This window comes from Halorubrum sp. 2020YC2 (assembly GCF_018623055.1).
Classification (GTDB): Archaea; Halobacteriota; Halobacteria; order Halobacteriales; family Haloferacaceae; genus Halorubrum.
On sequence record NZ_CP076019.1, the window covers coordinates 2,963,723 to 2,988,034 of the forward strand.

Below are 24,312 nucleotides of genomic sequence, written 5' to 3' on the forward strand. Positions count from 1 at the left end.
CCCCGCGAGCCGGCTCCCCTCCTCAGTCCGCTCCCGCGTACCCGTTCAACATGTTCTCGACGTACTTCGCGATCACGTCGGCTTCGAGGTGGACCGGGTCCCCGACCGACTTCTCCGAGAGCGTCGTCAGGTCGTATGTCGTCGGGATGATCGCGGCGTCGAACTCCCCGTCGCGCTTCTCCGCGACCGTCAGCGAGATTCCGTCGAGCGTCACCGACCCCTTGTCCACGAGGTAGTCGTCGTGGCCCTCCGGAATCTCGAACGTGAACCGCCAGTCCTCGCCCACGCGCTCGATCCCCGTCACCTCCGCGACGGTGTCGACGTGGCCCTGAACGACGTGGCCGTCGAACCGCCCGTCGGCGGGCATCGCGCGCTCGACGTTGACCGCGTCGCCCTCCCCGACCGCCCCGAGGTACGTCTTCGCGACCGTCTCGCTCGCGAGGAACACCTCGAACCACTCGCCGCCGTCGGCGTCGGTGGCGTCGGCGCCGTCGCCGTACTCCTCGACGGTCAGACACACCCCGCTCACGCTTATCGACTGGCCGTGGTGGAGGTCGTCGAACCCGTCGACGCCGATCCGAAGCCGGAGCCCGTCGTCGGTCTCAGTCCGCTCCCGGACCGCGCCCGTGCCCTCGACGATGCCGGTGAACATACCCGAACTGGGGGCGGGCGACGGATATCGGTTCTGGGTCCGGGCGCGGTCGGGAACCACGTCCGGTCGCCTGACGCGCCGCGGCCGGGCGACGGCGGGCCGCTCGCCGGGTCCCTTTTGCCCCCCGGGAGTCAACGAGGAGCCGATGCGCCTCGGACTGCTGGATATGATCGGGCTGGCGGCGTCGCTCGTCTTCGCGCTGCCGCTGGCGAACTACGCGCTCGTCCGGCTGTTCGCCGGCGAAGTTGCTCTCGGCGTCGGCCTGCTGGTCGTCGCCGCGGCGATGGTCGTCCTCCCGCAGTACTTCCTCGACCCGGCGCGGATCGCCCGCAAGTTCCTCTCCGGACTGTTGCCCCGACAGCTGCGCGGCGGTTCGACGGACGCGGACGAGAGCGCGGCGAGCGTGGACGGGAATTCCGGGACTGCGAGCGAGTCCGAATCGACGGACGCCGCGGCGGTCGACGGCGCCGACGAGACGGGACGGTAGCCGACGGAACTCAGTCCGAGTCCGGACCGGGAGCGATCCCGAACGGGTACTCCGCCAGTAGCTCGTACCCGTCGTCGGTGACGAGGATCAGGTCCTCCAGTCTGACGCCGCCAACGTCCGGGTCGTAGACGCCGGGCTCTATCGTCACGACGTGGCCCGGCCGCAGTTCGCCCACGCCCGACAGCGACGGCCCCTCGTGGAGGCTCATCCCGACGCCGTGGCCGGTGCCGTGGGTGAAGCCGGCCTCGCCCTCGCCCGCGGTCGGGTCGAAGCCGTAAGCGGTGAGCTCTGCGGCCGCCTCGCCGTGGACCGTCTTGGCCGGCACGCCGGGTTCGACCTCCGCGAGCGCGGCCTCGCGGGCGGCCTCGACCGCGACGTACGCCCGGCGCTCCCAGCCGCCGTCGCCGTCGACGATGAACGTCCGGGTGACGTCGCCGTAGTAGCCGTCCGGGCCGCGCGGGGAGACGTCTAGAAGAACCGTCTCGCCCGGCCGGATCGGGTCGTTGCCGACGTAGTGGAGGTCGGCCGCGGACGGCCCGGCCCCGATCACCGTGTTGCCGGCGTCGCGGACGCCGCGACCGGCGAGCGCGGCGTTCACTTCGCGGCGGAGCCGCTCCGTCGTCAGCGGGTCGTCCGCCCAGCGGAGCGGCGGCCGCCGGCCGTCGGCGGTCCCGTCGTCAGCCGCCTTCTCGTCGCTCTCATCGGTGACCTCGCTCTCCGCGAGCACCGCCTCGGCGCGGGCGAGACCGGCGACCGCCGCGCGCTGGACGCGCCGGATCCGGTCGACCTCCGCCGGCGTCTTGCGCGTCCGGGCGGCCGCGACGGCGTCCGTCGACGCCAGTTCGTTGCCCGCGCGCTCGACGTACACCGCGGCGTCGTGGGGGAGCGACGCGGGGGTGAGTACGGTTCTGTCGGCGGTTCCGGTCTCGTCCTCCTCGCCGCCGTCGATGAGGTCGGCCACGACCGCGGCCGCGCGTTCGCCGGCGTGGTCTCCGACGTTCTCCGTCCGGACCTCGCGGACGACCCCGTCGTGAAACCCGCCGTCGGCGTCGTCCCCCGTGTCGTCCGCCGACTGGGGAGCCGAGTCTCGCGCGCCTGCGACGAACTCCCGCTCTGCCTGTTCGCGGAACAGCGCGGGGGCACAGAGGACCGCGCGCCCCGCGGGGGCGTCGGCGTCCGACCCGTCGCTCTCGGCGGCCGCTCCGTCGCCGGGAACGACGGCCAGCGCGGACGGCCGGTCCGGTCCCGAAAAGCGCGTGAGGTAGCGCAGGCCGTCGTCGAAGCGGTCACCGACGGCGATGAACGCGGCCGCGTCGGCCTCGCTGACCGCCTTGACGACGGGGCGGAGGTCGGTCCGAAGCGGGCGGAGTTCGCCACCGGCCGGCTCGTGGGGGACCGGCTCTCTCCCGCTCACGGCTCCGGCTCGGGCACCGCCAGCTCCGCTTGGACCTCCTCGACGAGCTCCTGTGCCGGCTCCTCGCGGAGCTCGTCGAACAGCAGGACGCTGATCGGGAGCGTCGGCGCGCCGCTGATCAGGCTCTCCATGATCACGAGCCGCTCGCGGGCGCGGGACATCCCGACGTAGAAGACGCGGCGCTCGTTGTCCGTGAGCAGGGGGACGGGGCTGGTCGACTTCGTGAACTCCTCGACGCCGTCGACGTCCGTCGGGTCGTCGATGGAGGCCGCCATCTGCTCGACCACCTTCTCCGTGAGGTCGGTCGCGACGAACACGTGGTCGGCCTCGCGGCCCTTCGCGGAGTGGATGGTGCCGACGCGGACGCGGGTCGGGTCGGTCCCCTGGTAGTCGCCCGCGAAGTACGCGCCCATCGACTTCCGCTGGAAGCTCGTCACCTTCCGGACCATGTCGTCGGCGCTCGCGGTGTCCGGCATGAAGGGGATGTAGTCGTCGAGCGTGTCGGCCGAGACCTCGATCAGCGAGACGTCGTCGGCGTCGGCCGCCTCCTCGCGGTCGTCGAGGAAGTCGTAGAACTCGTCGCGGTCGTGGGTCCCGAACGCGGAGTCCTGAAGCATGTCGGCCAGCCGCCGGGCCTCCAGCCCGTTCACGGGGTCGCCGGCCTCCGCCTTCTCGATGGCGCTCACGTAGTCTTGGACCCGGTCGGTCCACATCCGCCCGTCGGTGAGCATCGAGAAGGGGATGCCGTGGTCGATGAACTCGTCGATGAAGTCGAACATCTGGTAGCGCGCCCGGAACAGGCACATGATGTCGCCCTCGTCGTCCTCGACGGTGTACCGGACGTTCCGGACGAGCTCGATCATCGAGGGCGACTGGATCGCCTCGACGGTCCCGCCCTCCTTGCGCGGGTGGAGGTCCTTCTCCTGCCGCTTGTCGATGTGGCGGATCTCCGCGTTGACGACGTTGAGGATCTCCGAGGGGAGCCGGTAGGAGTTCGGGAGCACAACGTCCTCGTCGACGTCGGTGTCCAAGAGGAGGTCGGGGTCGGCGCCCTGCCACGCGTAGACGACCTGGTCGTCGTCGCCGGCGATCAGGACCTTCTCCATGTGCGGCCGCCACTCCTCGAAGACGTTGTACTGGAGCGTCGTGATGTCCTGGAACTCGTCGATGATCAGGTAGTCGACGTTCGGCACGAGCGAGCGCTGCGCGACCCGTTCGAGCATGTCCGCGAAGCCGACGAGGTCGTTGTCGCCCTTGTACGCGCGCCACGCTCGGATCGTTTCCGGGATGTCGATCCGCTCGTCGTCGGAGGGCCACGTCGGGGTGTACTTGTTGCCCTCCTGAGCGTTCGGGTCCTCCTCGGGCGGGAGGCGGACCTCCTCGACGTTCCACTGGAAGGGCACGTCGTACCAGTCGGCCACGTCGCGCTCGGTGCGCTGGAGCCACTGCGAGGTGGCGATGATCTTGTTGCCGATGGTCGTCGACCGCGCGGTCCGGCGGCCCGCGCCGCCGTGCTGGTCCTCGAACTCGATGCCGTACTCCTCGCAGAACGACTCCTTGTCGTCCTCGCCCACCACGTCGCCCCGCGAGAGGTCGAGCAGCTCGTACGCCTTCGCGTGCATCGTGCTCACGTTCCCCTGGAGGCTGCGCGGCGAGATGTCGAGCCGCTCCGCGAGCCGCTCGCGGATCTCGGCGGCGGCCGCGCGCGTGTACGAGACGACGAGCACGTCGCGCACGTCGGCGTCCTCGGTCTCCAGTATCTCCTCGACGCGGTCCAAGAGCGCGGTCGTCTTCCCGCTGCCCGGCCCCCCGAACAGCCGCGTCACCGTAGTATCGGTCATTGTTACGTCGAGATTCCGGTTCTCCTTAAACGCCGTGGCTCGACGATCGTCGATGCGAGCCGCCCTCCGACCGCGACGAACCGGTGCCTCATCGCGCCACCGGGCCGTCAGGTGCTCCGCGTCGCGCGCGCTTCCCGGACGTCGGCGCCGTCGCGGACCAGGTCCTCGCAGGCCGGACAGACGCGGGGCCGATCGACCTCGTTCGGCGTGAACACCCGAACGTAATCTGTCGTGACGAACGAGCCGCAGTTCTGACAGGTCGGCATAGTAGTCACTATCGGGTAATTCCACATAATACTACCGGGGAGTATGACGGAAAGAAAATTCGGGGAGCGCGGCGAAGTAAAACGCCTCGACGCCCGCGGGCGTCAGTTCGGTCGCCAGTCGCAGACCGAACACCGCGCCGTTCCCTCCTCGTGGAGCGCACCGCACTCGGGACACTGGAGCTTGTTATACGATCGCTCCCAGTCTACGATTTCGGTTTCGTGACCGTGGTCGGAGAGGAACTCGTCGAACACGTCGTCGTCCGAGCCGGGTGCGCTACTGGACATGCGTGACACGCTATGCCACACCAACATATATATCTTTCTGCCGTTCTCGTCAGCGGGAATTACGCGGAAGAGCGATCAGTTCCTGCGAAAAACAACGAGGATACGAAACCTCACAGATGATTCACCGACGAGAACGGAACTCACGTCCCGTTCACCACGGCTCGTTCTTCACGCCGAGCGCGTAGGCCGCGACGTTCGTGACGACGTGGAGGACGGGAGTCATCACGAGGACGACCGCCAAGACGCGAGGGGTGAAGGTCGCCAGCGCCCAGTCGGCGTCGACGAGGAAGGCGAGTCCCAGCGCGCCGACGACGAAGTCGAGCTGGTCGAGTCCGGGGAACGCGGCGCCGCGCTCGCGGCCGGACCGCCGCTTGAGGAAGGAGGCGCCGATGTCGCCGCACATCGCGCCGAACGCGAGCGCGAACGCGGCCGGGAGCGCGAACGTCGGGAGGGCGACGCCGAGCGCGGCGCTCGCCGGCTCCGCGAGCGCGTTGAGCGCGAGCGCGAGGCAGACTCCCACCAGCGTGCCGACCGCGGTGCCGCGCCACGTCTTCCCGTCGCCGAGCAGCCGCGCGCCGCGCCATTCGCGGCCGCCGTCTATCGGGCGTCCCCCGCCGGCCAACACCGCGGCGTTGTTCGGGACGTACGCCGGGAGCATCGCCCAGAACGCGGTCGCGACGAGCGCACCGATCATGTCCTCACGGGCGACGCCCGGGATGTTATAAACCCCGGATCCGCCGCCGGGGGGACCGCGCGTCGGCCGCTCCGTGCGCGGTCTTGCGGTCACCGCCGCCGGGTCGACAACAGTAAAGTTCGCCCCGTCCGGAACAGTCAGTATGATTCCCCCCATCGCCCGGCGGTTCGTCGCCGGCGAGAGCGTCCCGGCGGCCCTCGACCACGCTCGCGCGTCGAACGAGGACGGCGTCGCGGTCATCCTCAACCTGCTGGGCGAGCACTACGCCGACCCCGCGGAGGCCCGCGCGGACACCGACGCGTACCTCGAACTGCTCGACGACATCGCCGGCAGCGGGCTCGACGCCTGCGTCTCGGTGAAACCCTCCCAGATCGGGATGGACGTCTCGGCCGACCTGTTCGAGGAACACTACCGCGAGATCGTCGCGCGCGCCGACGAACTCGACGCGTTCGTCTGGTGTGACATGGAGGACGCCGACACCACCGACGCCACTCTCGACGCGTTCGAGTCCATCGCCGCCGACTACCCGTGGAGCGTCGGCCAGTGCATCCAGTCGAACCTGAAACGCACCGCCGACGACCTCGACCGCCTGATCGATGTTCCGGGAAAAATCCGGCTCGTGAAGGGCGCGTACGACGAGCCGTCGTCGATCGCGTACACCGAAAAGGCGGACGTCGACGAGGCGTACCGCGACGACCTCCGGCTCCTCTTCGAGCGCCGCGACCGCGGGGTCGCGGTCGGCAGCCACGACCCGGAGATGATCTCGCTGGCGGACCGACTCTCGCGCGACCACGGCGCCGACTACGAGGTCCAGATGCTGATGGGGGTCCGGGAGGACGCCCAGCGCGACCTGGCCGCGCAGGGGGTCGACGTGTACCAGTACGCCCCGTACGGCGGCAAGTGGCTCTCGTACTTCTACCGGCGCGTCCGCGAGCGCAAGGAGAACCTGACGTTCGCGGTCCGGGCGGTTCTGGGGCAGTAATCGGGCGGCGATCGACCGCAGTCGGCCGCGCGTCGCCGGCGCGTGGAAGCCCCTTTAAGGATTGCCGACACATACCAACGCGATAGATGTCCACGTGGAAACGCGATTTCGCCAGCGGGCTCATCGTGCTGGCGCCGCTCCTCGTTCTCCTGTTAGTCCTCCGCTGGATCTACCAGTACATCGCGTCGATCCCGCTCATCGAGGACCTCCAACCCAACATCATTCCGACCCCGCTAGAGCCCGTCTCCCGCGTCGTTATCGCGTTCGCGGTGTTCGCGACCGTCGTGCTCGCGGTGGGCTATTTCATGCGGACCACCCTCGGCCGGCTGGCGGAGTCGGCGGTGGACGACACGATAAACCGGATCCCCGCGCTCCGGGTGGTGTACAACGCCTCGAAGCTCGCGATCGAGACGGCCATCTCCGGCACCGACGAGCTTCAGAGCCCGGTGTACATCGAGACGTGGCCGGGGATCCGGATGACCGCCTTCCGGACCGGAAAGAAGACCCGCGACGGGAAGATCGTCTTGTTCATGCCGACCGCGCCGAACATCACCACCGGCTTCGTCATCGAGGTTGAGCCGGAGCGCGTCGAGGAGACCGGCGAGACCGTCGAGGAGGGGATGACGCGGGTCCTCTCCGCCGGGTTCGCGGAGTCCGCCCATCAGGTCCCCGTCCACGAGGAGGCCCCGACCGAGGGCGACGGCGCGGACACGCCCGACGGGTACGGACACGTCCGGACCGACGGGACCCCGGGCGACGGGACCCCGGCCGACGGAGACGGGTCGGCGGCCGAGGGAAGCGGCTCCGGTGAGTGAGGCGCTCGCGTTCGGCGAGGCGTACTCAGCATTATACAAGGCGGAGCCTCCGACCTCAAGGGGTGAGCGAAGCGAGCGAGTAGGTCGGAGAGGAAACCGACATGGTACGACACAACCGGCATACTCTGGCCACCTGACTCCCAAATAATAAGAACCGATAGCTCTTCATCTGAAGTATGGAGGTGCGCCGAACCGCGCCGGTCAAACTCATCGTTCCCGATGAGCGACGCGACGACCTCCACGAGTCAGCTCGCCAGTTCCTTCACTGTGCAAACCGTGCCGCCGAGTTCTGTTGGGACGATCGCTCCTACACGAATTGCGTTACGGCGAACGCGACCGCACGGGATGCGCTCTATGCGGAACTGCGAGAGGAAACGGAACTCACCGCGAACCTCGTCCAAGAGGCCATCCGACGTGCCGTCCAAGCAACGACAGGGTGTGTCGAACGGTGGAAACAGGGCAAGCGCGTGAGTCGACCGGAGTTCACCTCGTGGAGTATGCTCTATGACAAGCGAAGCGCCACATTCTACCGAAACAAAGTCTCGCTTTCAACCGTCAACGGGCGTGTTGAGTGCGACTTTGAACTCCCGGCAGATAGCCCAACGCCCTACGAACAGTACGTTCTTTCCGAAGAGTACGAGTTCCGGGCTAGTACACTCCAATACGACAAGGCGGCCGACGAGTTCTACTTCCACATTACGACCCGGAAGTACGATGACGACGAGCCCGAGGTTTCGGCAGATTCCGGGCACCAAACAGTCCTCGGTATCGACCTTGGGGTCAACAGCCTCGCAGCAGCTTCGACCGGCACGTTCTGGCAGGGAGACGAGTACGACCATTGGTGCCGCGAGTTCGAGAAGCGGCGTGGTGAGATGCAACAGCGCGGAACCCAGGCCGCACACAACGCGCTGCTTCGGCTCGGAAAGCGCGAAGAAGCGTGGCGGAAACAGTACATCCACACGGTTGCCAACGAGATCGTTTCGGAAGCCGTCGAACACGACTGTAACGTGATCGTGTTCGAGGACCTAACGGACATCCGCGAGCGGCTTCCGGACGCGAAGTGGCACCACGTGTGGGCGTTCCGACGCCTCGCCGAGTACGTCTCCTATAAGTCACCAGAGCAGGGAGTTTCTGTGGAAGAGGTTGAGCCGAACCACACGTCCCAACGGTGTTCTCGGACGGACTGTGGCTTTACGCACGAAGCGAACCGCCAAGGAGAACACTTCGAGTGCCAGAAATGCGGGTATGAGGTCAACGCGGACTACAATGCGGCGAAGAATATCGGGGTGCGATACGCCCGGAAACAGACACACAGCCTCCGTTCCTCGCCCAAGTCGGGGAACGGAGACGCACCAGTAGACGTGCGTATAAATGGTGGGACGTTGAACGGTGAGAGTCACCAGCCTATTACTGGGGACTGATTGCCGGGAGTCCACGTCAAAGCCCTACCCTCAAGGACCGAGGCGCACAGCGCCGAGGGAGTAGGGTAGGGTAGTTTACAGGTAGGTGAACCACTCGTCGTGGTCGTCGGTCCGCCGCTCGACCAGATCGAAGAAGGCGCTCTGTAGCTCCTCGGTCACCGGGCCGCGGGTGCCCGCGCCGATCTCGGTGTCGTCGACCGAGCGGATCGGCGTGACCTCCGCGGCGGAGCCGGTGAAGAACAGTTCGTCGGCGGTGTACAGCTGTCCCCGGGAGATGACGGCCTCGTCGTGGACCTCGTAGCCGCGCTCCTCCGCGAGGGTGATCACGGTGTCGCGGGTGATCCCTTCGAGGATGGACTGCGCCGGGCCGGTGGTGTATATCTCGCCGTCGTTGACCATGAAGACGTTCTCGCCGGGCCCCTCCGCGACGTTGCCCTCCTTGTTGAGGACGATGGCCTCGACGTAGCCGTTCCGGCGCGCCTCCTCGCCCGCCAGCATGGAGTTGACGTAGAGGCCCGTCGTCTTCACGTTCGTCGGCACCTGCGAGGAGGCGTGCTTCCGCCACGAGGAGACCATCACGTCGACGCCGTCCTCGAGCGCCTCCTCGCCGAGGTACGCGCCCCACGGCCACGCGGCGAGCACGAGGTCGGTCGGGCACCCCTCGGGCGAGACGCCCAGCGAGTCGTAGCCGTAGTAGGCGATCGGCCGGATGTAACAGGACTCCAGGTCCTGCCGGTCGAGGAGCTCGAGGGTGGCCTCGGTGATCTCCTCTCGCGAGTGTTCGATGTCCATGTCGTACATCTTCGCGGAGTCGAACAGTCGGTCGAGGTGTTCGTCCCAGCGGAAGACGGCCGGTCCCCGATCCGTGTCGTAGCAGCGAACGCCCTCGAACACGCCGCTCCCGTAGTGGAGCGCGTGGGTCAGAACGTGGGTCGTCGCGTCCTCCCAGTCGAGGAACTCCCCGTTCTTCCAGATCGTGTCGACGTCCATCTCGTCGAATCCCATAGTACCCGGTTGCGGCCGGCGGGCTTAAAACTGTGACAACCGGCCGAGGCTGTCGCGAGGAAGCGAGGTCGGACTCTGGTGACGGAGCGACGGCGAACCACTCCGAAGGCCCGGCCGCTCAGTTATAAATAACAGACTGCGGATCGGCGGTGAGGGCCTCCAAAGCCCCAGTCGCTCTGTAATACGTGATCGACGATTCCACGGTGAACACCTCCAAAGCCCCAGCCGGGAGGACTCGCGCGACTCGTTGCGCTCCTCAGTCAGTCGCTCCCGCTCCTTCCTTGCGGTGCTTACATCGTCGTGTTTCGTCCTCCCGGCTGCCCCTTTGAGTCCCGCCCCGCACCGCTCCGCACAGCACCTCACGCCTCCCCAGCCTCGTCGGTCGCCCTCCGCTTCGCTCCGGGCGACTGACTCCAGCGAGGGACCGAAGGTCCCTCTGGCAGCCGGCGCTACGCGCCGGTGACCCCGCACGCGCTCCTCGCGACCGTTTAAAAACGGCCGCTCGGAGGCGCGCGCCGACAGCAGCGTGAGAGGTTCTACTTCAGCGCCTCGACGAGGGCCGCGCCCTCGACGTAGGGGATGTCGCGGCGGGCCGCGTAGGCGGCGGCGTCCGCGGGCGCGAGCGCGTCGCCGGTCTCGTCGTCCAGCATCTCGCAGACGACTGCGGCGGGCGCGGCGCCCACGGCCTCGGCCATCGCGAGGCCGAGTTCGGTGTGGCCGGTCCGCCCCGCGAGGCCGTCGCGGTCGCCGCGCAGCACGTGGACGTGGCCGGGCGCCCGGAACTCGGCCGCGAAGTCCTCCGGTCCGTAGCCGGCGGGATCGTCGCGGACGCGGCCGGCCGCGTTCGCCACCTCGACGATGGTCTTCGCGCGGTCCGCGTCCGTGATCCCGGTGAACGTGTCGCGGTGGTTCACGGGCAGCGAGAACGAGGAGCGGTCGTCGTAGTCGGGGTCGTCGTCGACCGCGGGGTGATCGAGCGCGTCCGCGAGGAACGGCAGGTCGAACGCGTCTCCGACCGCGTCGCTCACGGCCACGCAGACCAGCCCGCCGGCGTCGTTGCGCATGTGCGCGACCGCGGCCTCGTCCACCGCGCCCGCCGGGTAGACGATGTCCGTCTCGCCCTCGCGGTCCGCGAAGTCGTGGACGCAGACGGGGTCGCCCGCGCGGAACGCGTCGAGCGCGCGCTCGACGGGGTCGGTGGTCTCCGCGGCGTCCGCCTCGGCGGCGTCGGTCTCGCCGGCCGCGCCCGTGCCCGTCTCCGGATCGGCGTCGACGTCGGCGCGCATCAGGCGACCTCCGTCTCGACCGCGGTCGAGTCGGGCTCGTCGGCGCGGCTCGTCGGCTCGACGCGGACCTCCACGCCGTCGCCGTCTTCGAGGTTGAGCGCGTCGCGCAGGCGGTCCGGCGCGATCAGCTCCAGCTGGTCGTCGTCGTGGTGGGTGCGGTCGGGGACGATGGCGTGGACCTCCTCGTAGCGCTCGTCGCCCGCGACGAGGGTGACCCCGTAGCAGGTGGCGGCGCCGTAGGTTCGGTCCTCGCCCTCCCACGCGTCGATGGGGACGGCGTCGATGCCGGCCATCTCGCCGCGCCGGCGGACGCTCTCCTCGGTGAGGTTCACGTTGAGCGTGCCCGGGAACGGGTCGTAGCCGAGGCGCTCGCGGAACTGCTCGGCGTAGCCCGGCAGCGTGATGTAGTGGCGCCCCTCGCCCATCCCGCCGGTGATTGCGCCGCGGAGCGCCAGCTCGACGTCCGACTCGAACAGCCGGCGGTAGTCGGCGTACGCCGCGCGGAGCGCGGCCTCGCCCGCGTCCGTCACGCGGACCCACTGCCCGTCGCTGACCACGTCGCGCTCGACGTAGCCCGCGGATTCGAGCGTCTGGAGGCGTCGGGAGGCGGTCTGCGTGGAGGCGTCGAGCCGGTCGCCAAGCGCCGCGCACGACACCTTCGTCTCGGAGAGGCCGCCGACCAGCCCGACGTGTTTGAGGGCCGCGAGCGCGGCCGGGTCCACGTCGGCGTTCGCGTCGGTCGCCGTCGCGTCTGACATACTCCGTAGTCGGTCGTCCGCGGTCAAAAGGGTAACGAATCTGGGATGCGTCTCAGATGCGTTATTTGGCTGCGGACCGGACCGACATCCGCTTGACTCTGAGGTTTTCGCGCCGGATACCTAACCCCGTCGGTGCCGGCCGGATTCGCGGCGTTTCCGGCGGTCAACCGAACGCGTTCGCTCCCGGGTGAGAGCCACTCCCGCACCGGTCATCGAAAGGTAAGGTACAAATACGAACGGCGATTGTCTCGTGATGCGGGCTCGTAGATCAGCGGCAGATCGCTTCCTTCGCAAGGAAGAGGCCCGGGGTTCAAATCCCCGCGAGTCCACTCTTTCACTCCCTTCGGTCGTTCAGTCGTTCCCTCGCGTGGTCCCGTTCGCTGACGCTCACGGGACCCCCGCGAGTCCATGTTTTTGCGCCGCGAGCAACCTCGCGAGCGGCGCAAACTGTGACGAGCGGGATTTGAACCCTACCAGTCGCGCGCACCGAGCGAAGCGAGCGAGCACGTCTGGTTCTGGTTCAAAATCCCCGCGAGTCCACTCTTTCACTCCCTTCGGTCGTTCAGTCGTTCCCTCGCGTGGTCCCGTTCGCTGACGCTCACGGGACCCCCGCGAGTCCATGTTTTTGCGCCGCGAGAGGCGTCTCCGTGTTCGCGCAGTTCCGCGCCCGGAATCCGGCCGAAGTCCACCGGATCGCCGGTGACGACCGGATCGCTCTCCGGCGTCGACGACCGCTGGCGGACCCAGTCCGCTTATATACTCCGAGTAAGTTGGCTCTCGTATGGGCGTCTCCGAGATACTCGAGGGAACGAACCTCACGCACCGGCAGATGGGCGTCATCATGGTCGGGTGGATTCTGCTCGTCTCGCTTATCGCCGTCGGACTGTTGTTGTACACGTCGTCGCTGTAGCGTCCGGCGCGACCCGGCCGTGACACGCGGCGAGGTCCGGCGTCTTCCCGCGGATAGACGATGCGATACGTCAACCACTCGATCGGACCGTTCTCGCAACCAATCGAGCCTCGCCTCGCGGCGGCGACGCGTCAGGCGCCGTGCTCGTCGTCTCGGTCGCCGTCCGCGTCGTGTTCCTCGTGGTCGCCTTCGCCGTGTTCGCCGTCTTCGATGTCATCGCGGTCGCCGTCCGCGTCGTGTTCCTCGTGGTCGCCTTCGCCGTGTTCGCTGCGGTCGTCGCCGCTTTCGTCCTCGACCCGGATCGTCACCGGGCCGTCGTCCGTCCCGCTCGCTCCGCCCTCGTCCGGTTCTGTCGCCGGCTCGGACCCGTCGTCGTGGTCGGTCTCGGCGGCGGCCTCCAGCTCGCTCAGCGCGTATCCGACCGCGTAGCCGGTCGAGCCGCCGAGGAGGGCGCCGATTCCCGCGCCGACGGGCCCGCCGCGAGCGCCGAGGACGGCCCCTGTGAAGCCGCCGACAGTCGCCGCGCGTTCCGCGTCGCGCCCGGCGTCGCCGGTCGGCTCGAGCGCGTTCGTCCGGTGTCGGTCCGAGTCGCCGCCGTGGTCGTGCGCGTCCATACCATGCCTTGTGGCCGCACCGGCCTATATCTCTCGGCTCACGTCGTGTGCTTCGCTTCCTCGGAGTCCTCGACGACCTCGACGCCGCGGTTGTTGACCGCGTGGGGGTCGAGTCCCTCCTCCTGAAGGAACTGCTTGTAGAGCCGCTCGGCGGTCTCGCCGTCCTTCTGTTTGTCGCTGGCGTGGTCGCAGAGCTCGAGGAGGTTCTCGGGCACGTCGTTCTCGTGGACGATCCAGTGGTTGATCGTGTCGGAGAGCCGGCGGATGGGCGAGGTGAAGTGGCCGTAGATGTCGAAGTTGAGCGCGTGGTGGCCGCCGAACGGGTCATTCATGTACTTCGCGCGCGGCATCACCTTCAGCACGGCGCGCTGGATCTTGTTGAGCTGGCGCTCGGGCGACTCTTCGAGGGCGGCGTTGACCGCCTTCCGCGGGTCGTCGCCCCACGCGTCGCCGGGGATGGAGACGCCGTCCAGCTCCTGGATCTCCTTTAAGGCCTCGTTCCACTGGTCGGGGGTCGGCTGCGGGTGGACGCGGTACATCGCCTCGACGCCGCGGTCCCACATCAGCGTGTGCGTCACCGCCTTGTTCGCCTTCAGCATCGACTCCTCGATGATGGTGTGCGCGCGGTCGCGGCGCGGGTTTAAGACGAGCGAGCCGTCCGCCTTGCGCTGCTCGTGCATGCGGTCCGCGAGTTCGAAGGCGAGCTGATTCTCCTCGCTCAGCGGTAACTCGGGGTCTTCGAGGCGGTTCTCACACTCCGAGTAGGTGAGGCGCTCGTCGGAGTTGATCACCGACTTGTAGATGTCGATGTCCTCGAAGGAGAGCGTCTCCTCGTCGATTTCCATCTCGACCGTGTGCGCGAGGCGGTCCTCGTCGGGGACGAGCGAGCAGACGGTCTCGGCCAGCACCGGCGGGAGCATGTGGATCGTGTAGTCGGGCAGGTAGACGGTGTTGGCGCGGTCGACCGCCTCCTCCCACATCGCGGTGTCGGGGGTGACGTAGTGGGTCACGTCCGCGATGTGGACCCACAGCCGGTAGGCCCCCTCCTCGCGTTTGATCGAGATGGCGTCGTCGAAGTCCTGCGCGTCGACCGGGTCGGTGGTCCACGTCGTGAGGTCGCGGAGGTCCTCGCGCTCGTCGATCTCGGCTTCGATCTCGTCGTAGACGCCCTCCGTCCGCGCCTCCGCCTCGCGGAGGACCTCGCTCGGGAACTCGTCGCGGATCTCGAACTCCTCGAACAGCTCCTCGCGCTTCTCCGCGAGTCGGTCCGCGAGCGCCGGCGTGATCGTCACGGGGCCCTGGTCCTCGGCGGACCCGGGCTTCGGCTCGTCGTCTGACATACCTCCACCAACGCGGGTCCGTTAGAAAGGCCTGTCGGGCGGCGGGAAACGACCCCTCGACCCCCGGCCGAACGCCCGTCGGGCCGGCGGGCGCCGCCACCCCGCGGCCTCAGACGAGCGCCGCCACCGCGGGCGACAGCGCCAGTCCAGCGGCCGCGAGCGCGACCGTACCGAGGACGAGCGGAACCGCCGACGCGCCCACCAGACGCAGCGCGGTCCGTCGCGCGCCCGCGTCCGAGACGACGAACGGCGACCCGTCCGCGATCCGCGATTTCACCTCCCCGACGGGCGCGTCCGGGAACGCCTCGCTGTCCCCGACAACCGTCACCTCGTCGCCCGGGCGGAGCGTCCGCTGGACGTACCGGCGTCGCGGGTCGTCGCCGATCGTGAGCGGCCCGACCTCGTAGCCGGTCTCCGCGGCGTCGACCTCGTCGACCGCGTCGATGAACCCGCGGACGCGCTCCGGCGGCTCCTCGCCGGCGTCAAGCTTGATCTTCGCGTCGACGTCGAGCGAGAACGCCGCCGCCGCGGGGTCGACCCGGACGCCGGTCCCGCCGTCCTCGACGCGGAAGGGGACTCCGGCCTCCCCGCCGTCGATCGCGACCCACGACTGCCCCTTCCCCTGGCTGCGGAGTTCGGAGACGTCGTAGTCGAGGCAGAGACACGGGTCGCCGCCGAACGGCGACGGAAGCGTTTCGCGGTCGATCGCCGCCGCCCGGCCGGTGACCCGAATCCGACGCTCCGCGCCGTCGAGACCGGCGGGATCGGTCGCGGTCGTCCGGAGGACCCGGAGCGCGTCGATGGTCCCGCTCGCGCCGTACCCGAGGAACGCGAGGCCGACGATCAGGGCGGCGGCGCCGATCGCGGTCGGGACGGGGTCGACCGTACCGATCGCGGCGAGAGATGAGTCGACGGCGCCGATCGCGGCGAAAGCGGAGTCGAAGGCGGCGAAAGCGGAGTCGAAAGCAGCGGGAGCGGGGTCGAAAGCGGAGAGGACGGGATCGGAAGCGGGGGCTACCGAGCGGAGGGCGGTCATGCGTACGGTCACGGTACCGAGCCGCGACGGGTAGAATTATCGGTCGCGATCGAAGCGGTCGCGGTCGGTGTGGCTACCGTCGGAGCGGTCGCGGTCGGTGCGGCCGCCATCGGAGCGGTCGCGGTCGGACCGTCCGTACTCCGAGCGATCCCGGGCGTCGGTTCCCCGCTCCTCGCCGCCGGTCCGCCCCTCGCCGCCGGTCCGCCCCTCGCCGTCCGTCCGATCGTCGTCTCCCGTCACGGCGTCGACGTAGCGGCCGAGGAACTCCTCAGTGGACAGTTCGCCCGACTCGATCGAGCAGATCAGCGATTCGAGACCGTCGCGGGGCTGGTGTGATATCTCGTCGTCACAGTCGGCACAGAGGTACTCGAACTCCTTGTCGCGCCGGTTCCAGCGGTCGCCCTCCTTGTCGTACTCGCGCGCGTCCTCCCGCAACACAGAGTCCCCGCACGCGATACAGACCACCGTCCGCCGGTCCCGGCCTCCGCGCGAGCCCCACATACCCGTTCTCTCGATCTCTCCCCACTTAGCGTTTGGTGCGCGCCGGACGCGTAGCCGACGCGCGTCGGACGGGGTTTCCGACTGTGCGGCCTCGGACCGACGCGATCCCGGACTGACGCGGCCTCGGACCGATCGCGGACGCGACTCTCGTCGACCGACGTACAGACATATTACGGTGGGCGGGCTGATGCCCGTATGACGATCACCGAGTCCGACCTCCCGGGGGTCGGGAAGAAGTTCGAGATCGAGTTAGGCGGCGGCGAGGAGATGGTCGTCGTCATCCACAACACCGGGAAACGCGAGGTGTTCCGGCGGAGCGACCCGGACGCCGACTCCGAGAAGGCGTTCGAGTTCTCGGACGACCTCGCGCGGACGATCGGCTCGATCATCGAGGGGGCGTACTTCCAGCCGGTCGAACCGGACACCCAAGAGACGACGCTGCCGGGCGGGATCCTCTTGGAGTGGTACGAGCTTCCCCCGGGGTCGCCGCTCGTCGGCGAGACGCTGGCGAGCGCCGACATCGGCAACCGGACCGGACTCGCCGTCGTCGCGATCCAGCGCGGCGACGAGGTGCTCGACAGCCCCGACGCCGAGACCACCCTCCGCGAGGGCGACACCCTGATCGGGGTCGGCACGCCCGAGGACTGCGCGGCGTTCGAGGAGATCCTCACCGAATGACCGGTCGGCACGGCGCGGCGAGTGCCGGAGCCGCGGTCGCCCCGGGCACCACCGTCGTCGGCCCTCCCGGCGGTGACCGGTAGTGGCGCTGCTCGACGTCGGCGTCATGTTCGTCGCGGTCGCGGTCGCCGGCGCGGTCGCGAACCGCCTCGGCCAGTCCGTGATCCCCGCGTACATCCTCGTCGGGATGCTGCTCGGGGAGTTCGTCCTCGGTCGACTCGCGTTCCCGACCGTCGGGACCGTCTACGTCCCCGAGACGGAGTTCATCTCCCTCGGCGCGGAGCTGGGGATCGTCTTCCTCCTCTTCTTTTTGGGACTTGAGTTCAACCTCGACCGCCTCTTCGCCCGCTGGCGCCCGATCGGGATCGCCGGCACGATCGATCTGGCGAACTTCGGGGTCGGCCTCGTCCTCGGCCGGCTCGTCTTCGGCGCGTTCCTCCCGGCGTTCCTGATCGCGGGGATCGTCTACATCTCCTCGTCGGCGGTGATCACGAAGTCGCTCATCGACCTCGGCTGGATCGCCAACGACGAGGCGGAGCCGATGCTCGGCACGCTGGTGTACGAAGACCTCTTCATCGCCGTCTACCTCTCGGTCGCGTCCGCCTTGGTCCTCGGCGGCGGCGACGTCGGCGCGGCCGCGACCGACGTGGGTATCGCGCTCGGATTCATCCTCGGGCTGCTCGCGGTGGTGCGGTTCGGGACCCCGGTCTTCGACCGGATCGTCGCGACCGACAACCGGGAGTTCGTGGCGCTGCGCGCCGTGGCCGCGGTCGCCTTCGTCGCCGGCGCGGCGCTCGCGCTCGGCGTCAGCGAGGCGGTCGCGGCCTTCTTCGTCGGCATGGCGTTCGCCCCGACCGAGCAGGCGCACACGATCGAGACGGTCCTAGAGCCGGTCCGGGACCTGTTCGCCGCGGTGTTCTTCTTCTGGATCGGACTCGTCACGGACCCCGCGCTGTTCGCGGACGTCGCGGCGCTCGTCGCGCTCGCCGTCGTCGTGACCACGCCGACGAAGGTCGTCACCGGCTACCTCGCGGGGCGCGCGTTCGACCTCGACGCCCGCCGGTCGACGCGGGTCGGTCTCGGGATGACCACCCGCGGCGAGTTCTCGCTGATCATCGCCACGGTCGCGGTCACCGGCGCGAACGCGGGGACGTTCGACCCGGCCTTGGCGGGGACGATCAACGCGTTCGCGGTCGGCTACGTCCTCGTGATGGCGGTGCTGGGCACGACGCTGATGGGCTACTCCGCGCCGTTCGAGGCGGTCGCGACCTCGTGGCTGGACCGCGACGGATCGGCTGAGGGCGGGATGGGTGGATAGGATTTCGGCGCAGGGATCGGCTTCGACTCTCTGTTCGTTCATTTATAAGTAATCGTCAACGGATCGACGACGAACCACTCCAAAGCCCCAGTCGCGAGGACAGCGCACGCTCGCTGTCGCCCGAAAATCGGAGATTTTCGGGATGACGAGAGAGCTTCGCTCTCTCGAACCACGCTCCTCGTCGCTCGTTTCACTCGCTCCTGCGGTGCTTACGTCGTCATCAGAACGCAAAGCGTTCTGATTGGCTCACGAGAGCTTCGCTCTCGTGAACGCCTGCGCTGTCCTCGCGACTGCCCCTTTGAGTCCCGCCCCGCACAGCACCTCACGCCTCCCCAGCCTCGTCAGCCGCCTCCGCTTCGCTCCGGCGACTGGCTCCCTCGCGCGTGCTGGTTCGCGGCCTACCGGCCGCTCGCAGGCACGCGCCGACCGCCGATTTATAAGTAGTTCTCGTCGCCTCGGCGGATGGTTATAAAAAGAATCGTCGCGCTCGACGCTTACTCGGTCGCGACCGGGCCGCGGCCGACGATGTCTTCGACCTCTTGGACGAAATCGCTCCGGCTCTCGAAGAGGGGCACCTCGCTGTCCGCGAGCACGTCGTCGAGGACGCGGGGGCCGTCGGGCGTCCGGAGTTCGGCGTCGCCCTCCTGCTCGCGAACGTCGCTGCGCGTCGCGGGCCAGGTGAGCCGCGACGCGACGCGGGCGACCGGCTCGCCGGCCACGTCCGGTCCCTCACCGAGTTCGACGGCCGGCCCCGCCTCGGCCTCCTCGCCCTCCTCGTCCGCATCGGTGTCGCTCATGTCTCGCGGTTCCGCTCGGGCGACACTAATGGTTTCGATGCCGCTCGGCCGCTCGCCGAGCCCCGCGTCCCCCGACGACGCCCGGCGCCCCCCGGACGCCCACGCGCCCTCGGTCCGACTCCGCGAACACACCCAAAATAATTCGGTAATACCGTTATATTATGCGGCCGTAATTTCCGGTTGGGGGCGCAGGCACACGACTCCCGTACTCGCGCGTCGGTCGTCGACGCACCGGTCTCCGCGTTTCTCCGTCGCACCCTTCGCTCGACTCGACCGCGAGCCGCCGGTCTCGGCGCGTCACTCCCACCCGCGGTCGGTGCGGTTCAGCCGCTCACAGCCGTCCTCGGTGACGACGACGAGGTCCTCGATCCGACAGCCGAAGCGCCCTTCCAAGTAGACTCCCGGCTCGACGGAGCAGACCATCCCCGGCTCCAGCGGGCGGTCGTTGCCGGCGACGAGGTACGGCTCCTCGTGGACCTCCAGCCCCACGCCGTGGCCCGTCCGGTGGACGAACGCGTCGCCGTACCCCGCCGCCTCGATCACCTCGCGGGCGGCGCGGTCGACGGCTGACGCCGGGACGCCGGGTCCGACCGCCTCGACCCCGGCCGCCTGCGCCTCCCGTACGACCTCGTGGACCTCCGCGTACGCCTCGGTCGGTTCCCCGTCGAAGACGAGCGTCCGCGTCTGGTCGGAGGGGTAGCCGTCGACGCGCGTCCCGAAGTCGAGGACGACCGGCTCGCCCGCCCGGATCTCGCGGTCGCCGTGGCCGTGATGGGGTTTCGCGCCGTTCTCGCCCGCCGCGACGACCGTCTCGAAGCTGACCCCGCGACCCCCCCGCTCGGCCAGCCGGTCCGCGACCCAGTCGGCAAGCGCGGCCTCGGTCATGCCGACGGCGTCGCCGCCCAGTTCGCGGAGGTCCCCGACGACGGCGTCCGCGACCTCGCCGGCTTCGCGCAGCGCCGCCAACTCGCTCTCGTCTTTCCGCACCCGGAGGTCCGCGAGCGCCTCGCTCGCCAGCCCCCACGTCGCGTCGGGCGCCGCCGCGCGGAGGTCCTGCGTGAACGTCGCCCACATCGCGTCGTCGACGAGGAGCCGCCCCGCGTCGAGCCCCCTGTCCGCGAGCAGGTCGCGCGTCGCCGCGACCGGGTCGTCGCCGTCGCTCCACGTCCGGACCTCCGCGACGGTCGTCGCCTCCCGCACCTGCGTCTCGTACAGCGCGGGCACGAGCAGGGCCGGCTCCGACTCTGCGGCGCTCGCGGCCGGCACGACGAGGAAGAAGTGTCGCTCGCCCGGCTCCTCCGCGAAGCCGGTGAGGTACTGGAGGTTCCGGCTCGGGAACGCCACCAGCCCCGCCGCGCCGACCGCGTCCAGCCGGTTCGCGGCCCGTTCGCGTCGTCGCTCGTGCGGTCGCGTCGACCCGCTCTCCGCCGACCCGCCCGCGTGTGCGTCGTCGGTCACGGGCCGGGGTTCGGTCTCGGTATATAAGTAGGATGGCGTTGAGGGGACCGCAAGCGACGCATAACTAGGGGCGATCGGACGCTATCCGGTACCATGTCGACCGAGAACGCCGCGACGTTCGACTGTCCCGAGTGCGACGTGACCGCCCCCTCGACGTCGGTGCCGTACGACTCGCTCGGCTACGTCGTCTGCCCGGTGTGCGGGTACGCGGCCACGCCGGAGGCCGAGGGAACGGCGAGCGCGGACCGCTCGCCCAGCGCGGGCGACTGAACCCGGCGGACCCTCAACTGAGCCCGGCCGACCCCGTTCGCTCGCGGGGCGCCGCGCCCCCGGAACCGCACCGCTTTAGCCGCGGGGCCCGTCCGGCGGGACATGAGCTGGTCGCTAGAGCGCGACGACGGTACGGTCACCGAGTGGGAGCGATCTGACGGGTACGCGACGGTCAGGCTCCGCGAGCGCGCGGCCGGCGGCTTCGTCGTCCGCCTCGACGTGATGGAGCAGGCGACCGACGAGTCGGCCTACGAGCGGGTACGCTTCGACGACCGCGAGGCCGCCGAGGACCGGGCGGCCGAGTGGCGCGACGCTCGGGAGACCGACGAGTAGCGCGACGTTGGGGACCCCGACGAGTAGCCGGACGCGCTACTCGATGTCGACGCCGTCGCCTACGAAGACCTGACACTCGACGGTCCGGCCCTCGGGATCCCGAGCGAAGCACTGGTAGATGTCGTACGTCTCGTTCTCTCGCGGTTCCGTCACGACCGCCTCCCCGAGCCGCTCGGCGGCGGCGTCGACCTCCTCGCGGTCCGGGTAGACGAAGGTCAGTATCCCGCAGTCGTCGGCCGCCTCGCGCTCGCAGAACCCGAACAGGAAGCCGTCGAACTCCAATATCGTGCAGTCGGGTTGTTCGAGTCGCACCGTCGCGTTCAGCCGCTCGCGGTAGAACTCGACGACCGCGTCGCGCCGCTCCGTCGCGTGGAAGACGATTCCGGTCACGTCGGTCCGCTCGCGCGGCGACCACTTTACCGCTCCGGGTGGCCCTCTCCGCTCCGGCTAGACTCACCGCTCCGGGTGCGTCGGCGCGTCGAACCCGCCGCGGACGAGGGGCTTCGCGACGTGGCGACGCGCGCTCGGCGGCACCTCGTACCACCCCGCCTCGAGGTCGCGCTCGATCGGTTCCTCGATCTTCCCCGGCGCGCTCGTCCCGCAGTCGCGACACCGGTATCCCTGATCCCTCCCCGCAGAGGACATCGAGCGGCCGCACTCGGGACAGGCCGGCACCGCGGGTGCGGTCCGGACGAGGTCGCGGACGGCGAACTTCTCCAGTTTCAGGGTGCTTTCGGGCCCGTCCGCGTCGTCCCGCACCTCGTGTTCGCCGCAGAGCGTGACGCGGTCGCCCGGTCGGAGCGCCCGGACGCGGTCCCGAAACCGACCCGTGGGCGCGAACGCGACGGCGCGGAGGCGGTCGGCGTCGGATTCCTCGCCCGAACCCGCCTCGCCCGAACCCGCCCCGACCGCGCCGCGGTCGCCCGCGACCTCGACGTGGACGTGACCCCCCCGCTTCGTCTCCGTCGCGCTCGCAACCACCCCGACGACGCGGTAGCCGGCGCCGTCGCGGAGGTCCCCGATCCGCCCGGGCGCGAGGTGGGCGTCGGTGCCCTGGTTCGTCAGGAACGTCGCGGCGCGGTCGACGCGCTCGCCGTCGACGGCGGCCGCGACCGCCCGACACGCGTCCGCGTCGTCGCCCCGGATCCCGTAGAGGATCGGGCCGGGAGCGTTGGGGACGCAGACGGCCGCGCCGGTCTCGCGGTCGACGGTGTCCCAGACCGTCGGGTACCCCTCCTCTGCGGCGGCGAAAACGCTCTCGACGCCGACCTCGCGGGGCGTCCCGCACCGGTCGAGTTCGCGGTAGGCGATCCGCTCGAAGGTCCAGTCGTCGAACGCGGCCGTCGCGCCGACCGCCGCGAGCGCGCCGATCCGCCCGCGTCCCGCCACCGCCTCGGTCGCGTCTGCCCCGCCCGCCGGGCCGACGGCGGCGTGTCGGAACCCGTGTTCGTCGGCCAACCCGACCGCCTCCGCGACGGAGAGCCGCTCCCGGAGCGCGCGCCGCGCGAACGCGGCGACCGCCTCCGGGATCGGGGACCCGGTCGCGTCGAACGGGTCGCCGGCGGCGTCGAGACCGGCGACGACGACGCCCGGCGAGGTCCGCGGGTCCGACGCGGCGGCGAACTCTTCGACCGCCTCGACGGCGACCGCCTCGGCCCCTCCCGCGTCGACGCCGGAGACGTGGAGCGCGACCGCGGCGTTCCCCCGCGTCTTGTGTTTCACCGCCGGATTCAGGCGGACGAGCAGCCGCCGCCGAACCCGGCCGCCGGCGTCCGCGAGGCGCTCCGCGATCCGCGTCGCCACGTACGTCGTGCACATCCCGCGCTCGCGGGAGTCGGTGTCGTCGACGGCGACGATCGGCATGCGACGCGGTTCGCGGCGGCGGGTCAAGCCCCTTTCGGGGGCGACCGGGTCGCCCCCGCCTCGGATCGACCTGCCACGGGTCGCCCCCGCCTCGGATCGACCCGCCTCGGATCGACCCCGCCTCCAATCAACGCGATTCGACGCCGGTCGAGTATTTAACCGTTTCCCGCTCCGAACGGCGAAAATCGCAGGCGGGCGGCAGTTTCGTCGGGAAACGGACGACACAACGCATATATACGCCGAGACGCTTGTTCCGGCTATGTCCCGGACTGCGCTCATCGAGAACGTCACCGCGATGCTGGAGGACGCGGGCTTCCTCGTCAGCGACCGGTGTGCGGTCCGGCCCAAGAGCTTCGACGTGGCGGCCCGGCGCGACGAGGACCTCCTCCTGTTAAAGATCCTCGGCAACGTCGACGCGCTCGACGCAGAGACCGGCGCGGAGATGCGCCGGCTCGGGGAGTACCTCCGAGGGACGCCGATGGTGATCGGGGTCCGCACCCGCGACGAGGAGCTGAAACCCGGCGTCGTCTACTTCAGACACGGCGTGCCGGTGATCAACCCGGACACCGCCTACGACCTGTTCGTCGAGGGGATGCCCCCGCTCATCTACGCCGCCCCCGGCGGGCTGTACGTCAGCCTCGACGGCGACCTGCTGGCCGACGAGCGCGAGGAGCGCGGCTGGTCGCTCGGCCGGCTCGCGAACGAGCTGGGCGTCTCTCGCCGCACCGTCTCGAAGTACGAGGACGGGATGAACGCCTCCATCGAGGTGGCGATCCAGCTGGAGGAGCTGTTCGACCAGCCGTTCTCCAGCCCGGTCGACGTGCTCGACGGCGCGGACGACGTCCGCGACTCGGACCCGACGCCGTCGGCCCCGGAGGCCGACCCCGACGACGAGCACGTCCTCCACGTGCTCACGAGCGCCGGCTTCACCGTCCACCCGACCGCCCGCGCCCCGTTCAAGGCCGTCTCGGAGGACGAGGACAGCCCGGCGAGCCGCGTGCTCACCGGCCACTCGGCGTTCACCGCCGCGGCCGAGAAGCGCGCCCGGATCATGTCTTCCATCGGCGAAGTGGCGCAGACCCGCTCGGTGTACTTCACCGAGGAGGACGAGAAGCGCGAGTCCGTCGACGGCACCGCCCTCGTCTCCTGTGAGGAGCTCGCCGCGGTCACCGACCCCGAGGAGATCCGCGAGCTGATCCGCGACCGCGCCCGCGCCCCCTCGGAGGCCTGACCGCGCCGCCGCGGTCCGACGGGTTCGCGCGTCCGTTCTTTCATGAAAAACGCCTCC

At 69.6% G+C, this 24,312-nt stretch carries 27 protein-coding genes and 1 tRNA gene; 11 read left to right on the forward strand and 17 right to left on the reverse strand.

Annotated features, from left to right (window positions below; all coding sequences use genetic code 11):
• Positions 1-22 precede the first annotated feature (22 nt).
• Complete coding sequence (locus KI388_RS14715) at positions 23-652, reverse strand: riboflavin synthase (RefSeq protein ID WP_215087317.1); 630 nt, start codon at positions 650-652, stop codon at positions 23-25.
• Positions 653-797: 145 nt separating this feature from the next.
• Here KI388_RS14715 and KI388_RS14720 point away from each other — a divergent pair, with 145 nt between their 5' ends.
• Positions 798-1,139 (forward strand): hypothetical protein, encoded by a 342-nt coding sequence (locus tag KI388_RS14720; RefSeq protein ID WP_215087318.1) that lies wholly within the window; start codon positions 798-800, stop codon positions 1,137-1,139.
• 10 nt (positions 1,140-1,149) lie between these two features.
• Here the strand turns inward: KI388_RS14720 and KI388_RS14725 are convergent, their stop codons facing one another.
• From KI388_RS14725 to KI388_RS14745, 5 genes are all read right to left on the reverse strand, one after another.
• On the reverse strand, positions 1,150-2,553 hold the full coding sequence (locus KI388_RS14725) for a M24 family metallopeptidase (protein ID WP_215087319.1): 1,404 nt from the start codon (positions 2,551-2,553) through the stop codon (positions 1,150-1,152).
• The gene (locus KI388_RS14730; protein WP_215087320.1) at positions 2,550-4,394 is read right to left on the reverse strand and encodes an ATP-dependent helicase; all 1,845 of its coding nucleotides are present in this window, start codon (positions 4,392-4,394) and stop codon (positions 2,550-2,552) included. Before KI388_RS14730 ends, KI388_RS14725 begins: the two co-directional genes overlap by 4 nt.
• A 107-nt stretch (positions 4,395-4,501) precedes the next feature.
• Complete coding sequence (locus KI388_RS14735; RefSeq protein ID WP_166377302.1) at positions 4,502-4,660, reverse strand: hypothetical protein; 159 nt, start codon at positions 4,658-4,660, stop codon at positions 4,502-4,504.
• A gap of 102 nt (positions 4,661-4,762) precedes the next feature.
• The gene (locus KI388_RS14740; RefSeq protein ID WP_215087321.1) at positions 4,763-4,945 is read right to left on the reverse strand and encodes an HVO_0416 family zinc finger protein; all 183 of its coding nucleotides are present in this window, start codon (positions 4,943-4,945) and stop codon (positions 4,763-4,765) included.
• Positions 4,946-5,096: 151 nt separating this feature from the next.
• On the reverse strand, positions 5,097-5,639 hold the full coding sequence (locus KI388_RS14745) for a CDP-2,3-bis-(O-geranylgeranyl)-sn-glycerol synthase (RefSeq protein WP_215087322.1): 543 nt from the start codon (positions 5,637-5,639) through the stop codon (positions 5,097-5,099).
• Positions 5,640-5,781: 142 nt separating this feature from the next.
• Between KI388_RS14745 and KI388_RS14750 the strand changes: the two genes are divergently transcribed.
• The 3 genes from KI388_RS14750 to KI388_RS14760 all read left to right on the forward strand — a co-directional run bounded on the left by KI388_RS14750 (position 5,782) and on the right by KI388_RS14760 (position 8,857).
• A complete protein-coding gene (locus KI388_RS14750) occupies positions 5,782-6,621 on the forward strand; it encodes a proline dehydrogenase family protein (RefSeq protein WP_215087323.1) in 840 nt (279 codons plus the stop codon).
• Between the two features lie 86 nt (positions 6,622-6,707).
• A complete protein-coding gene (locus KI388_RS14755) occupies positions 6,708-7,436 on the forward strand; it encodes a DUF502 domain-containing protein (protein ID WP_215087324.1) in 729 nt (242 codons plus the stop codon).
• 176 nt (positions 7,437-7,612) lie between these two features.
• Positions 7,613-8,857: an RNA-guided endonuclease TnpB family protein gene (locus KI388_RS14760; protein ID WP_215087325.1), complete on the forward strand. Its 1,245-nt coding sequence runs from the start codon at positions 7,613-7,615 to the stop codon at positions 8,855-8,857.
• Positions 8,858-8,932: 75 nt separating this feature from the next.
• Here the strand turns inward: KI388_RS14760 and KI388_RS14765 are convergent, their stop codons facing one another.
• The 3 genes from KI388_RS14765 to KI388_RS14775 all read right to left on the reverse strand — a co-directional run bounded on the left by KI388_RS14765 (position 8,933) and on the right by KI388_RS14775 (position 11,906).
• Positions 8,933-9,862: a branched-chain amino acid transaminase gene (locus KI388_RS14765; RefSeq protein WP_215087326.1), complete on the reverse strand. Its 930-nt coding sequence runs from the start codon at positions 9,860-9,862 to the stop codon at positions 8,933-8,935.
• A gap of 536 nt (positions 9,863-10,398) precedes the next feature.
• Entirely contained in the window at positions 10,399-11,148 is a 750-nt protein-coding gene (gene ribB / locus KI388_RS14770; RefSeq protein ID WP_215087327.1) for a 3,4-dihydroxy-2-butanone-4-phosphate synthase, read from the reverse strand.
• Entirely contained in the window at positions 11,148-11,906 is a 759-nt protein-coding gene (locus KI388_RS14775; RefSeq protein ID WP_215087328.1) for a DUF120 domain-containing protein, read from the reverse strand. Before KI388_RS14775 ends, ribB begins: the two co-directional genes overlap by 1 nt.
• A gap of 257 nt (positions 11,907-12,163) precedes the next feature.
• Between KI388_RS14775 and KI388_RS14780 the strand changes: the two genes are divergently transcribed.
• Together KI388_RS14780 and KI388_RS15525 are read left to right on the forward strand one after the other, a co-directional pair.
• A tRNA-Ala gene (locus KI388_RS14780) sits at positions 12,164-12,235 on the forward strand.
• Between the two features lie 452 nt (positions 12,236-12,687).
• Positions 12,688-12,816: a hypothetical protein gene (locus KI388_RS15525; protein WP_256441501.1), complete on the forward strand. Its 129-nt coding sequence runs from the start codon at positions 12,688-12,690 to the stop codon at positions 12,814-12,816.
• Positions 12,817-12,947: 131 nt separating this feature from the next.
• On the opposite strand, the gene KI388_RS14785 is transcribed toward KI388_RS15525, so the two are convergent.
• The 4 genes from KI388_RS14785 to KI388_RS14800 all read right to left on the reverse strand — a co-directional run bounded on the left by KI388_RS14785 (position 12,948) and on the right by KI388_RS14800 (position 16,307).
• Positions 12,948-13,430, reverse strand: a complete 483-nt coding sequence (locus tag KI388_RS14785; RefSeq protein ID WP_215087329.1) for a hypothetical protein — start codon at positions 13,428-13,430, stop codon at positions 12,948-12,950.
• Positions 13,431-13,468: 38 nt separating this feature from the next.
• Positions 13,469-14,770, reverse strand: coding sequence for a ribonuclease R family protein (locus KI388_RS14790; protein WP_215087330.1), 1,302 nt, complete (start codon positions 14,768-14,770; stop codon positions 13,469-13,471).
• Between the two features lie 109 nt (positions 14,771-14,879).
• Positions 14,880-15,818 carry an E3 ubiquitin ligase family protein gene (locus KI388_RS14795; RefSeq protein ID WP_251133169.1) on the reverse strand — a complete coding sequence of 313 codons (939 nt, stop codon included), beginning with the start codon at positions 15,816-15,818 and terminating at the stop codon, positions 14,880-14,882.
• Between the two features lie 24 nt (positions 15,819-15,842).
• Complete coding sequence (locus KI388_RS14800) at positions 15,843-16,307, reverse strand: hypothetical protein (protein WP_215087331.1); 465 nt, start codon at positions 16,305-16,307, stop codon at positions 15,843-15,845.
• A 195-nt stretch (positions 16,308-16,502) separates the two neighbouring features.
• Here KI388_RS14800 and KI388_RS14805 point away from each other — a divergent pair, with 195 nt between their 5' ends.
• Positions 16,503-16,985: a TrkA C-terminal domain-containing protein gene (locus tag KI388_RS14805; protein ID WP_215087332.1), complete on the forward strand. Its 483-nt coding sequence runs from the start codon at positions 16,503-16,505 to the stop codon at positions 16,983-16,985.
• A gap of 82 nt (positions 16,986-17,067) precedes the next feature.
• On the forward strand, positions 17,068-18,303 hold the full coding sequence (locus KI388_RS14810; RefSeq protein WP_215087333.1) for a cation:proton antiporter: 1,236 nt from the start codon (positions 17,068-17,070) through the stop codon (positions 18,301-18,303).
• Between the two features lie 494 nt (positions 18,304-18,797).
• Here KI388_RS14810 and KI388_RS14815 read toward each other — a convergent pair whose 3' ends face one another.
• Positions 18,798-19,100 carry a DUF5789 family protein gene (locus KI388_RS14815; RefSeq protein ID WP_215087334.1) on the reverse strand — a complete coding sequence of 101 codons (303 nt, stop codon included), beginning with the start codon at positions 19,098-19,100 and terminating at the stop codon, positions 18,798-18,800.
• A 297-nt stretch (positions 19,101-19,397) separates the two neighbouring features.
• Positions 19,398-20,558, reverse strand: coding sequence for a Xaa-Pro peptidase family protein (locus KI388_RS14820; RefSeq protein ID WP_215087335.1), 1,161 nt, complete (start codon positions 20,556-20,558; stop codon positions 19,398-19,400).
• A gap of 93 nt (positions 20,559-20,651) precedes the next feature.
• On the opposite strand from KI388_RS14820, the gene KI388_RS14825 reads away from it, so the two are divergent.
• Both KI388_RS14825 and KI388_RS14830 read left to right on the forward strand, forming a co-directional pair.
• Entirely contained in the window at positions 20,652-20,828 is a 177-nt protein-coding gene (locus tag KI388_RS14825; protein ID WP_215087336.1) for a hypothetical protein, read from the forward strand.
• Positions 20,829-20,930: 102 nt separating this feature from the next.
• Positions 20,931-21,161, forward strand: coding sequence for a hypothetical protein (locus KI388_RS14830; RefSeq protein ID WP_215087337.1), 231 nt, complete (start codon positions 20,931-20,933; stop codon positions 21,159-21,161).
• 36 nt (positions 21,162-21,197) lie between these two features.
• Here the strand turns inward: KI388_RS14830 and KI388_RS14835 are convergent, their stop codons facing one another.
• On the reverse strand, positions 21,198-21,551 hold the full coding sequence (locus KI388_RS14835; RefSeq protein ID WP_215087338.1) for a VOC family protein: 354 nt from the start codon (positions 21,549-21,551) through the stop codon (positions 21,198-21,200).
• A 63-nt stretch (positions 21,552-21,614) separates the two neighbouring features.
• Positions 21,615-23,024, reverse strand: a complete 1,410-nt coding sequence (locus KI388_RS14840; protein ID WP_215087339.1) for a tRNA(Ile)(2)-agmatinylcytidine synthase — start codon at positions 23,022-23,024, stop codon at positions 21,615-21,617.
• A 259-nt stretch (positions 23,025-23,283) separates the two neighbouring features.
• Here KI388_RS14840 and KI388_RS14845 point away from each other — a divergent pair, with 259 nt between their 5' ends.
• The gene (locus tag KI388_RS14845) at positions 23,284-24,255 is read left to right on the forward strand and encodes a transcriptional regulator (RefSeq protein WP_215087340.1); all 972 of its coding nucleotides are present in this window, start codon (positions 23,284-23,286) and stop codon (positions 24,253-24,255) included.
• Positions 24,256-24,312 lie beyond the last annotated feature (57 nt).

Excerpts from the sequence above, each read along its gene's own strand:
- KI388_RS14715 (WP_215087317.1), bottom strand. The coding sequence starts at position 652 with ATGTTCACCGGCATCGTCGAGGGCACGGGCGCGGTCCGGGAGCGGACT.
- KI388_RS14720 (WP_215087318.1), top strand. The coding sequence starts at position 798 with ATGCGCCTCGGACTGCTGGATATGATCGGGCTGGCGGCGTCGCTCGTC.
- KI388_RS14730 (WP_215087320.1), bottom strand. The coding sequence starts at position 4,394 with ATGACCGATACTACGGTGACGCGGCTGTTCGGGGGGCCGGGCAGCGGG.
- KI388_RS14735 (WP_166377302.1), bottom strand. The coding sequence starts at position 4,660 with ATGCCGACCTGTCAGAACTGCGGCTCGTTCGTCACGACAGATTACGTT.
- KI388_RS14740 (WP_215087321.1), bottom strand. The coding sequence starts at position 4,945 with ATGTCCAGTAGCGCACCCGGCTCGGACGACGACGTGTTCGACGAGTTC.
- KI388_RS14745 (WP_215087322.1), bottom strand. The coding sequence starts at position 5,639 with ATGATCGGTGCGCTCGTCGCGACCGCGTTCTGGGCGATGCTCCCGGCG.
- KI388_RS14750 (WP_215087323.1), top strand. The coding sequence starts at position 5,782 with ATGATTCCCCCCATCGCCCGGCGGTTCGTCGCCGGCGAGAGCGTCCCG.
- KI388_RS14755 (WP_215087324.1), top strand. The coding sequence starts at position 6,708 with ATGTCCACGTGGAAACGCGATTTCGCCAGCGGGCTCATCGTGCTGGCG.
- KI388_RS14760 (WP_215087325.1), top strand. The coding sequence starts at position 7,613 with ATGGAGGTGCGCCGAACCGCGCCGGTCAAACTCATCGTTCCCGATGAG.
- KI388_RS14765 (WP_215087326.1), bottom strand. The coding sequence starts at position 9,862 with ATGGGATTCGACGAGATGGACGTCGACACGATCTGGAAGAACGGGGAG.
- ribB (WP_215087327.1), bottom strand. The coding sequence starts at position 11,148 with ATGCGCGCCGACGTCGACGCCGATCCGGAGACGGGCACGGGCGCGGCC.
- KI388_RS14775 (WP_215087328.1), bottom strand. The coding sequence starts at position 11,906 with ATGTCAGACGCGACGGCGACCGACGCGAACGCCGACGTGGACCCGGCC.
- KI388_RS15525 (WP_256441501.1), top strand. The coding sequence starts at position 12,688 with ATGGGCGTCTCCGAGATACTCGAGGGAACGAACCTCACGCACCGGCAG.
- KI388_RS14785 (WP_215087329.1), bottom strand. The coding sequence starts at position 13,430 with ATGGACGCGCACGACCACGGCGGCGACTCGGACCGACACCGGACGAAC.
- KI388_RS14790 (WP_215087330.1), bottom strand. The coding sequence starts at position 14,770 with ATGTCAGACGACGAGCCGAAGCCCGGGTCCGCCGAGGACCAGGGCCCC.
- KI388_RS14800 (WP_215087331.1), bottom strand. The coding sequence starts at position 16,307 with ATGTGGGGCTCGCGCGGAGGCCGGGACCGGCGGACGGTGGTCTGTATC.
- KI388_RS14805 (WP_215087332.1), top strand. The coding sequence starts at position 16,503 with ATGACGATCACCGAGTCCGACCTCCCGGGGGTCGGGAAGAAGTTCGAG.
- KI388_RS14815 (WP_215087334.1), bottom strand. The coding sequence starts at position 19,100 with ATGAGCGACACCGATGCGGACGAGGAGGGCGAGGAGGCCGAGGCGGGG.
- KI388_RS14825 (WP_215087336.1), top strand. The coding sequence starts at position 20,652 with ATGTCGACCGAGAACGCCGCGACGTTCGACTGTCCCGAGTGCGACGTG.
- KI388_RS14830 (WP_215087337.1), top strand. The coding sequence starts at position 20,931 with ATGAGCTGGTCGCTAGAGCGCGACGACGGTACGGTCACCGAGTGGGAG.
- KI388_RS14840 (WP_215087339.1), bottom strand. The coding sequence starts at position 23,024 with ATGCCGATCGTCGCCGTCGACGACACCGACTCCCGCGAGCGCGGGATG.
- KI388_RS14845 (WP_215087340.1), top strand. The coding sequence starts at position 23,284 with ATGTCCCGGACTGCGCTCATCGAGAACGTCACCGCGATGCTGGAGGAC.